The sequence below is a fragment of the Acinetobacter sp. 251-1 genome (assembly GCF_030329305.1).
GTDB classification, from domain to species: Bacteria; Pseudomonadota; Gammaproteobacteria; order Pseudomonadales; family Moraxellaceae; genus Acinetobacter; species Acinetobacter piscicola_A.
Map to the genome: position 1 here is coordinate 171,197 of NZ_JACANS010000001.1, position 15,237 is coordinate 186,433.

General features: G+C 38.5%; 15 protein-coding genes and 1 pseudogene. 6 read left to right on the plus strand and 10 right to left on the minus strand.

Going from position 1 to position 15,237, the window contains the following annotated elements; genetic code table 11:
- The first annotated feature begins 43 nt into the window (after positions 1 to 43).
- Genes HX129_RS00845 through rluB form a run of 3 tightly spaced genes read left to right on the plus strand, consistent with a single transcriptional unit; the run spans position 44 to position 2,540 of the window.
- A complete protein-coding gene (locus tag HX129_RS00845; protein ID WP_286433163.1) occupies positions 44 to 835 on the plus strand; it encodes a segregation and condensation protein A in 792 nt (263 codons plus the stop codon).
- Positions 832 to 1,422: an SMC-Scp complex subunit ScpB gene (scpB, locus tag HX129_RS00850; RefSeq protein WP_286433164.1), complete on the plus strand. Its 591-nt coding sequence runs from the start codon at positions 832 to 834 to the stop codon at positions 1,420 to 1,422. The genes HX129_RS00845 and scpB overlap by 4 nt, the downstream gene beginning before the upstream one ends.
- A gap of 41 nt (positions 1,423 to 1,463) precedes the next feature.
- Positions 1,464 to 2,540 (plus strand): 23S rRNA pseudouridine(2605) synthase RluB, encoded by a 1,077-nt coding sequence (gene rluB, locus HX129_RS00855; protein ID WP_130073958.1) that lies wholly within the window; start codon positions 1,464 to 1,466, stop codon positions 2,538 to 2,540.
- Between the two features lie 79 nt (positions 2,541 to 2,619).
- Here rluB and HX129_RS00860 read toward each other — a convergent pair whose 3' ends face one another.
- The 6 genes from HX129_RS00860 to HX129_RS00885 all read right to left on the minus strand — a co-directional run bounded on the left by HX129_RS00860 (position 2,620) and on the right by HX129_RS00885 (position 7,851).
- Positions 2,620 to 3,078 (minus strand): nucleoside deaminase, encoded by a 459-nt coding sequence (locus tag HX129_RS00860; RefSeq protein WP_130073959.1) that lies wholly within the window; start codon positions 3,076 to 3,078, stop codon positions 2,620 to 2,622.
- A gap of 32 nt (positions 3,079 to 3,110) precedes the next feature.
- Positions 3,111 to 3,755, minus strand: coding sequence for a dethiobiotin synthase (bioD, locus tag HX129_RS00865; RefSeq protein WP_286433165.1), 645 nt, complete (start codon positions 3,753 to 3,755; stop codon positions 3,111 to 3,113).
- Positions 3,752 to 4,540, minus strand: a complete 789-nt coding sequence (gene bioC, locus HX129_RS00870; protein ID WP_286433166.1) for a malonyl-ACP O-methyltransferase BioC — start codon at positions 4,538 to 4,540, stop codon at positions 3,752 to 3,754. The genes bioD and bioC overlap by 4 nt, the downstream gene beginning before the upstream one ends.
- A gap of 19 nt (positions 4,541 to 4,559) precedes the next feature.
- Positions 4,560 to 5,717 (minus strand): 8-amino-7-oxononanoate synthase, encoded by a 1,158-nt coding sequence (locus tag HX129_RS00875; protein WP_286433167.1) that lies wholly within the window; start codon positions 5,715 to 5,717, stop codon positions 4,560 to 4,562.
- Positions 5,714 to 7,030: an adenosylmethionine--8-amino-7-oxononanoate transaminase gene (bioA, locus tag HX129_RS00880; RefSeq protein ID WP_286433168.1), complete on the minus strand. Its 1,317-nt coding sequence runs from the start codon at positions 7,028 to 7,030 to the stop codon at positions 5,714 to 5,716. Before bioA ends, HX129_RS00875 begins: the two co-directional genes overlap by 4 nt.
- A gap of 101 nt (positions 7,031 to 7,131) precedes the next feature.
- A complete protein-coding gene (locus tag HX129_RS00885; protein ID WP_286433169.1) occupies positions 7,132 to 7,851 on the minus strand; it encodes an alpha/beta hydrolase family protein in 720 nt (239 codons plus the stop codon).
- A gap of 77 nt (positions 7,852 to 7,928) precedes the next feature.
- Between HX129_RS00885 and HX129_RS00890 the strand changes: the two genes are divergently transcribed.
- Positions 7,929 to 8,261: a hypothetical protein gene (locus HX129_RS00890; protein ID WP_286433170.1), complete on the plus strand. Its 333-nt coding sequence runs from the start codon at positions 7,929 to 7,931 to the stop codon at positions 8,259 to 8,261.
- A gap of 11 nt (positions 8,262 to 8,272) precedes the next feature.
- Here HX129_RS00890 and HX129_RS00895 read toward each other — a convergent pair.
- A pseudogene (locus HX129_RS00895) lies at positions 8,273 to 8,592 on the minus strand (DUF6176 family protein).
- A gap of 135 nt (positions 8,593 to 8,727) precedes the next feature.
- On the opposite strand from HX129_RS00895, the gene HX129_RS00900 reads away from it, so the two are divergent.
- Both HX129_RS00900 and HX129_RS00905 read left to right on the plus strand, forming a co-directional pair.
- Positions 8,728 to 9,294, plus strand: a complete 567-nt coding sequence (locus HX129_RS00900; RefSeq protein ID WP_174493195.1) for a peroxiredoxin — start codon at positions 8,728 to 8,730, stop codon at positions 9,292 to 9,294.
- Positions 9,295 to 9,299: 5 nt separating this feature from the next.
- Complete coding sequence (locus tag HX129_RS00905; RefSeq protein WP_180045914.1) at positions 9,300 to 9,698, plus strand: hypothetical protein; 399 nt, start codon at positions 9,300 to 9,302, stop codon at positions 9,696 to 9,698.
- A gap of 63 nt (positions 9,699 to 9,761) precedes the next feature.
- On the opposite strand, the gene ftn is transcribed toward HX129_RS00905, so the two are convergent.
- The 3 genes from ftn to ligA form a co-directional block, all read right to left on the minus strand.
- On the minus strand, positions 9,762 to 10,226 hold the full coding sequence (ftn, locus tag HX129_RS00910) for a heteropolymeric bacterioferritin subunit Ftn (protein WP_286433171.1): 465 nt from the start codon (positions 10,224 to 10,226) through the stop codon (positions 9,762 to 9,764).
- 424 nt (positions 10,227 to 10,650) lie between these two features.
- On the minus strand, positions 10,651 to 12,777 hold the full coding sequence (locus HX129_RS00915; protein ID WP_502872620.1) for a TonB-dependent receptor: 2,127 nt from the start codon (positions 12,775 to 12,777) through the stop codon (positions 10,651 to 10,653).
- Positions 12,778 to 13,126: 349 nt separating this feature from the next.
- Entirely contained in the window at positions 13,127 to 15,151 is a 2,025-nt protein-coding gene (gene ligA, locus HX129_RS00920) for an NAD-dependent DNA ligase LigA (RefSeq protein ID WP_286433172.1), read from the minus strand.
- Positions 15,152 to 15,237: the final 86 nt, after the last annotated feature.

Below are 15,237 nucleotides of genomic sequence, written 5' to 3' on the forward strand. Positions count from 1 at the left end.
TCGCCTAACATGCCTTTGAAAATTCGCGTGGCTAAAAACGGTAATGACTCAATCAGTCCATAACTCAATGGAAAGCATTCCACAAATTCGAGTACTCGATGAGTGGCAAGATTCGATCCCTGAGGATTTATACATTCCACCTGCTGCATTCGAAATTTTGCTTGATCATTTCGAAGGCCCACTCGACTTCCTGATTTACCTGATTCAAAAAAATGGTTTTGATTTACTTCAATTAGACATTGCACCCATTGCAAGTCAGTATCTATCCTATATGGATAACATGAAATCTTTAAATATCGAGCTCACTGCCGATTATATGGTGATGGCTGCACTGTTAGCAGATTTAAAATCTCGTTTATTATTGCCAAAACCAAAATCAGTTACGCTAGAAAAAGACCCTAAACAAGCGTTGATTGATCGATTAGAAACCTATTTAAGAATTAAACAAGCTGCCGAACGTTTGGGGCAAATGCCTGTGTTTGAACGTGATATTTTCCCTACCCATGTTTCTCTTGGACAAACAGCAACTGTATATGAAGGCTATGCAGCTGAAATGCTGCGTGACGCTTTATATTGCATTTTTAATCGTCCTGAGCCTGTCATTCATAAGATTGAACATGAGCCTGTTTTGCTTGAGGAACGTATTGCATATATTGAAAATATGATCACCTCTGGACAGGTTTTAAGCTTTGAAAGTCTGCTTTTGCCCACTCAAGGTCGTATGGGCATGGTTGTTACGTTTATGGCAGTATTAGAACTCACCCGCCAACAAAAAATACAGATTATTTCTAGTGGACTTGATGCGCCGCTTGCAATTCAAGGAGCTGCCGCATGACCATAGATCAAAATAATGTATTCAATGTTGATGAGTTGCATCATGAAGTTTTAATGCAAATAGAAGCCATCATTTTTGCTAGTGATGCACCTGTTTCTCTTGCTCGCTTAAAAGAAGCATTTCAAAATCAATATTCGAAACAACAGTTGCAAAATTATTTACAGCAATTGTCAGTTTTACAACACGGTCGTTCAATTGAATTGGTCGAAGTTGCACAGGGCTTTCGTTTTCAAGTCCGTGCCAAATATCGCAATATCATTAGTCAAGTTTGGCCTGAACGTCCAACTAAATTATCCCCGTCACTGTTAGAAACTATTTCAGTGATTGCTTATCATCAGCCCGTAACCCGAGCTGATATTGAGCAAATTCGTGGAGTGACAAATAATAGTCAGCTACTCCGTACTTTATTTGAATGGAACTGGATTAAAGAATCTGGTTTTCGCGAACTCCCAGGAAGACCTGCGTTGTTAGTTACAACGCCACAATTTTTAAATGCTTTTGGTCTAGCGTCTTTAGATCAATTGCCTCCCCTACAGGATGCCAAGGAAGCTTTTATGGCATTGGATGCGCAAGCACCAAAGTCGTGAATAGGTACACTGTTGATTATTATTTCTAAGGTTATGCTGTCATGAGTGAAAAGTTGCAAAAGGTACTCGCACGAGTAGGATTAGGCTCCCGCCGTTATATGGAAGAAGTCATTGCTGCTGGTCGTGTGAGTGTCAACGGTCAAGTTGCTCAAGTGGGTGAACGTATCGAACCAACCGATGAGCTTCGCATTGATGGTCGTAAAGTTCAGTTCCAAATTGAAGATGAAATTCGTCGTCGCGTGTTGATTTATTACAAACCAGAAGGCGAAATTTGTTCACGTAACGACCCTGAATCACGACCTACTGTATTTGAACATCTACCGCCAATTGCCAATGATCGTTGGGTTATGGTTGGTCGTTTGGACATTAACTCAACAGGTCTATTGTTATTTACCAATGATGGTGAACTTGCAAACCGATTGATGCACCCTTCCAATGAAATTGAACGTGAATATGCTGTACGTGTGATGGGTGAAGTAACGCCTGAATTACGTAAAAACATGCTCAATGGTGTGGTTTTAGATGATGGTCCTGCGAAATTTGAATCATTTACTGAAATTGGTGGCGAAGGAATCAACCGTTGGTATCAAGTGGTGGTGAAAGAAGGTCGTAACCGTGAGGTACGTCGTATTTTTGAATCACAAGGTCTAAAAGTCAGCCGCTTATTACGTACACGTTATGGTACCGTGATTTTACCACGTGAGCTACGTACAGGTCGTTGGGTAGAATTAGATAAACAAGACATCGATAACTTAGCGAAAATTGTTGAGTTAAAACCGCGTCAAGGTACGGGTTTATTTGGTATGGCAAAACGCCGTAACGAACGTATGCAAGACAAACCAATGGCTGCACGCCGTGGTGGTTATCTACGTCAACAACGCCGTGATAGTGATGATGAGCAAGGTCATCATAATCATCACCGTCAGGACAATCGTCAAGATCGTGCTGGTTACGGTAACCGTGATCGCAATGATTTCCGCTCTGAACGTCCTGCACCTGCACGTTTTGAAGGTAATCGCGACCGTAATAGTAATAACTTTAACAGCCAAAACCGTGATGAAAATAAATTTTCACAACGTAAACCATTTGGCTTAAAAAAAGGTTTTAACAAACCCTAATTTAGTTATATAGAACCTTTATTTTATATCCCCATAAGTTAAACACAATTTATGGGGTTTTATTTTTCTTTAAAGCCAACTAATTTTGAGCATCTTGCCAAAGCTGATATAAATGAAAAGGCAGATTCACTTGTCTTTGAGTATAAGATAAGCCTTGTTGCTCATGCGGAGCATCTCTTAAAATTTCCGCAATCTTCGCTGTAGATAAACCAAAAGGTTCGGCATCAGTATTAGAATAGGCATAGACAACTTTTTCGATACCTGCCATCCGTAATGCAGCCAAACACATTGGACATGGTTGTCCGCTCGCATAAACCACGCAGTCTTTCAGCGATGTACTTTTTAGATTTTGTGCAGCCTGACGCAACGCATTAAGTTCTGCGTGTGAGGTTGGATCACCTGTAGTCAAAATTTGATTTACCCCTGTGCTGACGACAACATCATTTTTCACAATGACAGCACCAAATGGACGACCACCTTGCTCAATATTTGCTTTGGCAAGTTGTACAGCTTGGTTCAGGAAATCCATATCATTCATCTATATCAACCATTTTCATCATATTGAATACATTATTCTAATACAGGAATCTCAACCCACTGACAGTGAGGAAAATGTTTTGCCAGATAATTTTTTAAATAGTCAGCAGTATCTTTGGAAATCAGTTCATCTTGCGATTGATCATTTAAATTATAGGCCAAGGCATACAGCTCTAAACCACGACTTTTGAGTGCTTCTAGACTTAAAATGGTATGATTAATACTCCCCAAACGCCCTGAAGTGACCAAAATCACAGGCAGTTTTTTTGCAGCGACATAATCGATCGTCAGTAAATCTGTGGTGAGTGGTACCATCAAACCACCTGCACCTTCGAGCAAGACAATTTCATATTTTTCTGCAAGTTGTGCTGTGGCATTTTCAATTTTCTGAAAATCAATCTCACGACCATCTAGTTTGGTCGCTAAATGTGGCGATGCAGGATAAGTAAAAATTTCAGGCATAGTCAGCTTGCTTTCATCTTCAGGAAACCAGCCCATGCCCATAATCTGACGATGCTGTTCAATATCTTCCGAAATGTCTACATTGCCCGTTTGGATGAGTTTTTGCGTGATGGTTTTCTTGCCTTGTTCATTCCAAAGCCTCGCCAAATAGCCAGTAGTATAGGTTTTGCCAATGCCTGTATCGATTCCACTGATAAAGTAAACTGAACCTGTCATGGCATTCTCCGTGCAATACAATAAATCGGATGATAGGTTAATGGATATAGCATTTGACCTGATTCATCACTGAATAAAAATTGTTGATAATCCTGATAAAAGTTCTGCAAACTTTGCTTTGTCCAACGAAAATTGGAAGCCGTTGCAGTCACTCCTGTGGCTTTTAAATGCTGTAAAACTTGTTTGGGATGCTGAAAATTTAAAGCGGTGATCTGCTCAGAAAGATGTAATATTTCAAAACCATTGTTCTGTAATTTATCCTGAAGATGTTCAAGACTTAAATAATCCAAACCTTGCCCAGTTAAGGCTTTTATTTCCTGTAGATTTTTTTCACCAAAACTCGAAAATGCCAAATAAGCTTGCGGATTTAAACTTTGACAGGCTTTTAAGAAAATATCATCTAAATTCTGTACCCATTGCAAAGCTGAACTTGAGGTAATTAAGTCTAAATGCTGTGGAAACTCAAGCTGTTCAATATCACCTATGAGGTAATCGGTTTTAAAATTGGCTTGAAAATGTTGCTGAATTTCAGGGTACAGGTCATTTAAAATCAAATGATCAATCTGCATATTTTTAAGCAATAAATGACTTAAATTGCCTGAGCCACAACCGATTTCTAAAACATTTTCTACAGCATTTTTAAATAGTTCAGGACAATATTGTTGAGTTAAATCAAATAAATGCTGTGCAATCTGTTTTTGAACAATTGCATGTTCGACATAGCTTTGCCCTGCCTGTGCAAAACGCAAAGCCACTTGTGATTTATCTATTTTTGAATGATTCACGTTATTCATCACATGCTATTTACAATAAATCTATCAACTGACTAAGATCAGTCTGCTGAATTTGTGCGGTCAATGAAATACGCAAACGGGAACTGTTTTGTGGCACAGTCGGTGGGCGTACAGGCATAATATAAAAGCCTGCATTTTGTAAAGCTTTAGCTTTCCCCACAGTTTTTGTAGATTCACCAATAATCACAGGCACAATATGCGAGGTCGAAGGACAATCAAAACCTTTAGCTTGAACAGCTTGCTGTAAATATTGACTAAGCTGTTGTAAATGCTGACGCTCCGCATTTAAATGCAGGACTTTTTTAAATATAAAATCTGTCCATGCCATACAAATCGGTGGTTGTGCAGTACTAAAAATCAGCGGACGCATCGAATTGATCAGATAATCCCGAATGACTTGATGACAAATCAAATAACCGCCAATCGACGCCATTGCCTTGCCAAACGTGCCAACTAAAAAGTCAATCTCATCCACCACGCCATATTGTTCAGCACAGCCTAAACCGTGCTCGCCACGTACACCAATCGCATGCGCTTCATCGACATAGAGCATAACTTTAGAAAATTGCTTTTTAATCCGCACCAACTCAGCCAAATCGGTTTCATTACCATCCATGCTAAAAATGGATTCTGTGACAATGATGATCCGTTCAAATGCATCATCTGCATGATATTTCTGTAAAAGCTGAGTTAAATGTATCAAGTCATTATGACGATAACGCACATATTTCGCAGTCGATAAACGGATGCCATCAATCATACTGGCATGAATCAGTTTATCAGTAAGAATCAAAGTTTTACTGTCTGCAAGCGCAGGTAAAATCCCAATATTCATGTGATAACCACTGTTAAATAACAGCGCAGAGCGACCATGAAATGCCTGACTTAAACTCGCTTCGAGCTGTTCATATTCAGCGAAATTTCCTGTCAATAAACGTGAAGAAGATGAGCTCATCCAACGTGCTGTATTTGGGGTTTCATCAAAAAACTGTTCACGTAGATGAATGTTGGATCCTAAACCCAAATAGTCATTTGAAGCTAAATTCAACATCTTTTGATCATGAATGATGATATAACGATCTTGCTGAATATTGGATGTGAACTGTCGTAGATTGCCTTGTTGCTTTAAAACATCCAATTGCGTTGAAAAATGATCGAGCAGACTCATTGCGGTTGCTCCATATTTTGCACCACTTCGACCAATTGTTCTAATAAAGTTGTTAATTCAACTTCGGAAATAACATAAGGTGGCATCACATAAACCAGTTTTCCAAATGGGCGAATCCAAATGCCACGGCGCACAAACTCCTGTTGTAAGGTTTTCATATCCACATTAAAGCTGAGTTCTACTACACCAATTGCACCGAGTACACGCACATCTTTCACATAATCAAGCTGTGCAAGTGGCTGTAAATGTGTAATGAGCTGCTGTTGAATGCATTGAATATTAGCTTGCCAATCCTGTGAAATCAGCAGTTCGGTACTTTTGGCTGCAACCGCACAGGCAAGCGGATTTGCCATAAAAGTTGGACCATGCATAAACACGCCTGCCTCACCCTGACTGATGGTTTCAGCAATTTTTTGGGTTGTAAGTGTTGCCGACAAGGTCATATAACCGCCTGTCAGACCTTTGCCGATGCACATAATATCAGGCTCAATGCCCGCCCACTCCCATGCAAAGAGCTTGCCTGTACGTCCAAAACCTGTGGCAATTTCATCAAAAATCAGCAGGATATTGTATTTTTCACACAGTAACTTGGCTTGACGTAAATATTCAGGATGGTAAAAGCGCATTCCCCCTGCACCTTGCACAATCGGCTCAAGAATCAATCCTGCAATATTTTCATGCTGTTCTGCCAACGTTTTTTCGAGTTCGGCAATATCAGTTTGATCCCATTCATCATAAAAGCCAACTTGTGGCGCAGGAACAAAGATTCGATTGGGTAAACTTGAACCAAAAATCTGATGCATCCCTGTAACAGGATCACACACGGACATCGCATTCCATGTATCGCCATGATAGCCCGAACGTGGTGTGACAAAATTGTTTTTTGCAGAATGACCCAAAGCAGTCCAATACTGCACCGCCATTTTTAAAGCCACTTCGACTGCAACTGAGCCCGAGTCTGCATAGAAAATTTTATCCAGACTGGGTGGGGTGATTTTTAATAGTAATTTTCCAAGTTGAATCGCAGGATCATGGGTAAAACCACCGAACATAATATGCGACATATTTTGCAGTTGATCCATCACCGCCTCATTCAGTTCAGGATGGTTATAACCATGAATGGCACACCACCAAGACGACATACCATCAATCAACTGACGCCCATCGGCAAGTTCAATGATCGCACCTTGTGCCCTTTTGACTTTAAAGGTCGGCAATGGGTTCGTCATGGATGTATAAGGATGCCAAAGATGTTGTAGATCAAACTGTTGATCTGTTAATTCACTCAATGAATTAGCCAATGCATCGGTCATCCTAAACTCCATTCCATTCGGTACAGCAAAAATCTAATTTACAGATCTTAAACCTGTGCGGTTTAAATTGAAATTGCGATTTTCGCCAGTCATCCTGCAAATTATTCTATTTTTTGTAAATATTGGCAGATTTTGTCAGTTATATCTTCATAATGAAATACAGGACAGCCGTGAGAGCCATTAATCAGCTCTGCTTTTAAAAACTTCGCATCTAATTTTTGCAGATTTTCGCAGACTTTGTAACTAACTAAGTAATCTTGCTTTGCGAGTAAATGATATTGCTTTCCTGTATAATTTTTCAGGATACTGACAAGATTTAATTGTTCCAAAAGTTTTAAACCCGCTTCAAGCAATTCGATTTTTTGTGCTTGAAGCAAACTTTGCAACATGATGAAATCTGCTTTGGCAGTTTCTACACCCTGACAGACCATAAAACCAAATTTTTTTAAAGTCGCAATTGCATTGTGTTCAAAAGACTGCTTAAAGCTTTGAAATGTCGTTTGTGGCATTGCCGTGTGCCATTGTTCATTTTCTACAAAGCAAGGATTGGAGGCTAAAGTGATCAACACTTTTTGTTCTGAATATTGTTTTTCAATACCCTCGACCAACAAAGTTGCCAGTTGTCCACCCAAAGACCAGCCCATGATCACATCAAAATCTTTGGCTTTTTCGACATGCTGTTGCAAAACATACTGATCTAAAGCATTAAAAATATTAATTAATTCAACTGCATGACCTTTATTTTCTAAAGCCTGTTGAAGTGAATTGAGCAGTTTAGTACCACCGCCCCAGCCTGTAATGAGTAGAATTCGTTGGTTCAATTTAACAGCCAAAATAATATTGATACTTCATTAGACCATGCTTAAAATTCAAGGACAATCATCATCACAAAATCTAAATGACTATCGCTTTAATTATTCACAATCCAATCAATGAATTAGAAGAAAGATCAATCCCCATTTCAACTGAATCATTTTTTACTGATGCTTGGCAACCTCTTGCGAAAGTCTTGAATTTAGAATGGATTCCTCTATTTCAAACAGGTGTTTTTATTACGAATGAGGATCAAGATGAAATCTTGGACGAATTAATTTTATTAATCAATAATCTAAACCTTATTCAACTCACCCAAATGGAAACTGATTACTTTAAAACACGATTAGATCTATTAATAAAAGAAATATCTGAGATTTTTGCATTAAGAGATAGAATTACGATTTATATTGGATAATATTATTTTGACTACCTTTCCAAATCGACCAACAAAGTTGCTTTATAACCTCTTTCCCAATTTTGTTTAAAAGCTTTATGCATGGCATCAATGGCAAACTGACTTTCACGTCCAATGTGCTGTGCTTTGGCAATATCTTCGGCACGCATATAAGCAATCAAATAATTCTGACCTTCTAATTCCACATGAAACCACGACTCAGCCACCCCCCTTCTGCTTTTAAGGTTGCAATGGCTTCAGTTTTTCGGGCATTCACCTCTATTTGCCATGCTTCAACATTGTGCATGATATTGGCTTTTAATTTAATCAGTACTGCGCCTACATCTGTCATTTTCAATCTACTTATTGTTTTCACGATTTTAGAGCCGTCATCTTAAAATAAATACCGTCAAACCCCCATTTTTTTACTGAGATAAACATATAATTTTGCTAAGATCAAAATTCGGCTTCTTTTAGGACAGGCATAATGAAAACTGCTCAATATGTTGCAATCACCATACTCGCAAGCTTGTCCATTTTTACAATCCATAGCCAAACCTATGCACAAAGTTCTATCTTTTCATCAACTGAACAAAAACAATGGGTTGGGAAACCTGCGCCTGCATTTAAGCTACAAGATCAAAATGCTAAATGGCACGAACTTAAACAATATAAAGGCAAATGGGTCGTACTGTATTTTTACCCGAAAGATAACTCGCCTGGTTGTACCCAAGAAGCTAATGAATTCAAATCTCTATATCCGCAATTTATTAAAAATAATGCCGTGGTTTTAGGGGTAAGTTTAGATGATGTGCAATCACATCAAAAATTCTCTGAAAAATTAGGCTTAAACTTTCCAATTTTAGCCGATGAAAATCATCAACTTGCTAACCAACTAGGTATTGTGCGTAATCTTGGAATTGTTAAAATAGCGAAAAGAGAAACTTTTTTAATTGATCCGCAAGGTATTGTGACTTATCACTATAGTAGTGTAAATACCCAAACCCATGCAGGGCAAGTTTTAGCGGATATTCAAAAGTTTGCTCAGAAATAATTAGAATGGATAACTTATTAGCAATTTCAGAAAATTATAAGATCATAAACGCACATGAGACCGTCTATTTAATAACACCGAAAAATCCTCATTCTCCTTATGACATCATCATCGGTGATTTTTATGGCAATCCTGAAGTTGCAATCATTGATCACAATGAAAATTGGTGTATATCCGCAGGTTGTGGTTTTATCCTCTATTATTTGAATGAGCCTTTTAAATCATACAGCTACAATACATTCAACAATCAATATGATGAATATTATCGTGATCCACCGAATATGTGGTGGATTGAAAATTTACAACAGATTTCTGATTCTGAAATTTTAATTACCAAAGAATTTGGTGAGCAATATATTTTCAATATACAAACCAAACAGTTTACAGTTCAAAATGGTGAATAAAAAAGCCCTTATACATTCATATAAAGGCTTTTAATATTAATTCATTAAATACGTAGATTTAACTCACATTTGCGATTGAATATAGTTTGGTAAACCAATTAACTGAATTAGACGCATTTGTTTTTCTAGCCAATAAGTATGGTCTTCTTCGGTGTCGGACATTTGCTGACGAAGCATATCACGAGTGACATAATCGCCCTTTTCTTCACACAATTTTACGCCTTGCGCTAATTTTTCACGTACATGATACTCAAGTGCTAAATCAGCTTTTAAACAGGTTATAACATCCGTACCAACTTCAATCTCATCACGGTTCATGTTTGGTGTGCCTTCAAGGAACAAAACACGGCGGATTAACGCATCGGCATGTGCGCCTTCTTCTTGGCTTTCATGATCGATCCGTTCAAAGATTTTACTTAAACCCCAATCTTCATACATACGGGAATGAATTAAATATTGATCACGTGCAGCCAGTTCACCACCGATCAACATGTTTAGATAGTCTATAACTTCTGGATTGCCACGCATTTCAATTACTCCATACCTTTTTCCACATTATGGACAAGTTTCTCTTACAATGCAAAAGATAAAATGTGTAAGTTTATGATTTTTATAAAATTAAAATGAGAAACATACGCATTTACAGTCACATTCATAATTTTTTCAGATAAAAAATAAGCCTTTGCAACATTTTCATAAATAAAAAAATGATAAATTTGAGCCAATAATTCAATTTTAAAATTTGTAACGATTCGCAATAGCACTGATTTGCATAGTGACCAGTGAGAATATTCATCTTTCGTTGATTAAGATGTTATAAACAGGTTTAGCATGGTTTTATTTTATGCTGTGCATTTAATAAAAAATAAAACCCATTTCTCAATATGAAAAATGGGCTGTCTTGCAATTTATGCTAGACCAGATATGACGTAGTAAAGTTTAAATTTTTCATTTAAAAGTCAAAAGTTATTCCTGCTTTATAGGTACGAGCACCACCCACTAAAGCATAATTTTCATTAAACATGCCTTCCCAGTATTTCTGATCTGAGACATTGTCAACATTTACGAGGAAAGTCGTATCTACACCGCCCAATTTTGTCTTATAACGTGCACCTACATCCACAATGGTAAAATCAGGAAGTTCTAAGGTATTGGCATTATTCATATATTGCTTACCTACATAATTGACACGTGTGTTGACATTTAAACCATCAATAAACGGAATGGCATAGTCTAAACCAAGTGATGCAGTCCATTCAGGCACACCAAAGACGCTCTTGCCTTGGTTCGTTACCCCTTTGCTAATACCTGCTTTGGTTAATTCAGCATCGTTATAGGCGACATTAGCCAATAGATTTAAACCGTGGACAACTTCACCTGAAATCGCCCACTCGACACCACGTGAACGCGTTTCAGCATCATCCGTTGTGATCTGATTAATGTCCTTATTGGTTGCACTTGAATACGGCATCACCATGGTACTTGGCTTTTCAATTTGATACAGAGCTAAAGTATTCAACCACTTACCTGATTGATATTTTGCACCCACTTCATATTGCTTCGTTTGAAATGGTGCAAATGTCACACCTGCATTAGCATCATTGCTTAATGTACTATCAACAGTTGACCCTTCTGATAATCCTTCCACATAACTTGCGTATAGAGATAGATTTTTACCAAAAGGTTTCACCACAATGCCTAGGCTAGGTGAAAGTTTGTCCTCACTATAGGCGGTATGTTTCTGTAAGTTTTTCGTGTCAATCTCTTGATAACGTGCACCTAAAATCAGTTGTAAACGGTCATCTAACATTGAGAGCTGATCAGTTAAAGTATAACTCACATAGTGATTATCCCCCATTGGAACAATTTCAGGTCTTAGCAAAGGCATATGACCTTCATTCGATGGCTGATAAATATTGGTGTTAAAGGGTACAGCCGTTGCACCTTGTCCTTTATGCTGATCAAATTTACGATTTAAATAATCTGCTCTTAAACCTAAAGTATGTTTGATTGAACCTGTTTCGAATTTTGCCTCAAAGCCTGCATTGGCTGAAGTATTTTGCTCTTGTGAGCCAACACGATAATATTGTGAAGTTGCATCACCTTGCGCATTTTGCAAAATCATACGTGTACCAAACAAATGCCCTGCATATTGTTTTTCAATATAGCCCACGCCCGCAAAAGCTTTTAGATCTGGAGTAAATTTATACTCCCCAGATAACCCCACAAAATTACTTTCTGTATACCCTTTTAAGTGTGGAAAGTAATTAGAGTCTCCTGCGGGTGCTTTAACAACATGGTCAAGTTTTTGCATGGAGATCATGGCAGGTGAGCCCCCTTTTCGGTCATCCCGCACAGCATAGGAGTCAAAGTTAATTTTGACTTTGTCTGTGGTATAGTCCGCAGCAATTGCACCTGAAATGTGACGATCATCCATTCCATCAATCGTATGTTCACCCTGACCATAAGTACCATTTACCCGTATACCAAACTCTTGGTTTGCACCCAAACGGCGTGAAATATCAAAACCTGATGTGTAAAACCCTTCATCTTCAAAAGCGCCCGACACTTGCGTAACTTCTTTGTCAGCACGTTTAGAGTTCGCAATCACTACGCCGCCAACACTACCTGTCGGTGCGACTCCTGAAACCAAGGCATTTGGGCCTTTCAACACCGTTACACTGTCTAAGAACTCAGTGGGCACACGACCATAAGGTGCCATTCCAAACAGACCGTTAAAGGACATATCTTCATGGTTTAAATCAAAACCACGAATTTTAAAGTTTTCGTTTAAATGCCCTTGGTTACTGGTAATACGGATACCTGGATCATTTTTTAGAACATCCCCAATGGTTGATGCTTGTTGTTCTTCAATCAGTTGTTTGCTGTATGAAGTAAGGCTAAATGGCGTATCAATAATTTTTTTATTTCCTAATGGACCTAAATGGGTCTGTTGTTTGAGTTGGCCATTGGCAAAAGTCTCATTATTTTTTTGTTTTTGTGCTTGTAACACCACCTCAGGTAATGTGGTCACTTCATCTTCTGCTGATACACTTGCGCTAAAAGTGCTGGTAAGCATGGCAAGTCCAATCGAACTGACTAATATTTTTTTTGAAAACATAGAAATAAACACACTATTGATAATGAGAATTATTATTATATTCATAATCAGTTTGTTTAATAATTGTAAAAATTAATCCTAATTTAAGTTTTCATTCAAATAAACAATAATAAATACCATTCTCATTTATATTGTAAGAGTGATTGAAAATTCAACCGAATGATTAAATTTCAATGACGTCTATCGTGCCCTACAGATTTAATATTCAACCTATGAACATTAAAAAGCGAAAGACTGCATAAAATGATTTATTTTTATTTGCGCATATAAAAGGAGAGCCTAAACTCTCCATCATATCACTCAAAACTTATTGATATTGTTGAATAAATGCTAAAAATTCTTGCTCAGTCATTACGGGTACACCCGCTTTTTGTGCTTTTTCTAACTTAGAACCTGCTTTTTCACCCGCAACCACACATTTAGTTTTACTCGAAACACTCCCACTGACGCGTGCCCCTAAAGCTTGTAGCATTTGCGTTGCATCATCACGTCCCATGGTTGCCAATGTTCCCGTAATCACCCAACTTTCACCATTTAAAGGCTGACGGGTCGGTGCTGTTGGTGCATCCCAATGGATGCCTGCTGCCAATAAACGATCAATCACCTCAAGATTATGTGGTGCTTGGAAGAAATCCGCGATCCATTCTGCAGTAATGTCACCTACATCAGGGGTTTTTTTCAATGCATCTACATCCGCTTGACGTAAAGCTTCAAACGTTTGGAATGTCTGTGCCAACATTCTTGACGTATTTTCCCCAACACCACGAATCCCTAAAGCATAAATAAATGCAAATAATGTGGTTTTCTTACTATTTTCAATCGCATCAAATAAATTTTGAACAGATTTCTCACCCATTTTTTCAATGCTAAGCAACTTTTCACGGTGTTCATGTAAATGGTAAATATCTGCAACATCATTCAATAGGTTCAGATGCAATAAAGACTCCACCCAACGCTCGCCCAAACCTTCAATATCCATAGCTTTACGTGAAACAAAGTGGCGAATCGCTTCAATACGCTGTGCTGCACAATACAAACCACCTGAACAACGTGCCAAAGCCTCGCCTTCAGGCATGACCACAGGTGAAGCACAGACAGGACAATTTTCAGGTAAATGTACTTCAACCACGTCATTTGGACGGAATTCTAACCAAACTTTTTCGACCTTTGGAATCACATCACCACTACGATAAACGCTGACCGTATCGCCAACCCGCACATCTAAACGATGAATTTCGCCAATATTATGTAAAGTCACATTAGATACGGTTACACCACCCACTGCCACAGGATTTAAACGTGCTACAGGAGTGAGCGTGCCCGTACGCCCAACTTGCCAATCAATTTGATCAACGGTCGTCAGCGCTGCCACCGCAGGGAATTTATAAGCCGTTGCCCAACGGGGTTCACGACTTAAAAAACCCAGTTGTTGTTGCTGTTTTAGTGAATCAACTTTGACCACCATACCATCGATTTCGACAGATAGATTTGGACGTTGTTGATTGATTTGTTCGTATTTTTCTTGAACTTCTTGAATGCTGCTACAAACAAAATGCTGTTCACCAATAGCAAAACCAAAATTGGTCAACCATTCCAAACTTTCTGACATTTTTTCTAAGCCATGATGCGGTTCACATTGTGCAATGCCATACGCATAAAATGCCAAAGGACGTGCGGCTGCAATATTTGGGTCAAGTTGGCGTAAACTTCCTGCTGCCGCATTACGTGGATTAGCAAAAGTTTTTTCACCTTTGGCTTCATTTTCCGCATTGAGTTTTTCAAAACCTGCTTTCGGCATCAACACTTCACCACGCACTTCGAGTAAGCGCGGTATTGCAACTTTGTCTGATGAAAGCACTTTCGGTAAGTTGCGAATGGTTTTCACATTTTGGGTAATGACCTCACCTGTTTCACCATCCCCACGAGTGACACCACGAACCAAGACGCCATCTTCATACCACAGTGAAATCGCCAAACCGTCAAATTTCAGTTCGACATCATATTCAATTTTTTGATTCGGTAAGCGCTCTTCCACACGTTTTGCAAAAGAAAATAATTCTTCTTTATCAAAGACATTGCCCAAAGATAGCATCGGTACTGTATGGGTAATGCTTTCAAATTTAGACAATGCCTTGCCGCCTACTTTATGGGTCGGGGTATCTGCTTGAACAAGGTCAGGATACTGCTCTTCCAACGCTTTTAATTGGTGAAAGAGTTGATCATATTCACTATCAGCAATGCTCGGTTGATCCATCACATAATAGGCATGATTATGTGTTGCCAAAATTTGAATCAATTGACGCATTTGAGAAATGACGGCAGTGTTATCCATATTGTTTTCACCCTATAAATAGGCGAAAAGTCCGCCCTAATGAAGTTTGATGGCAATTATAAAGGAATTTTGTGGCAGGATATAAG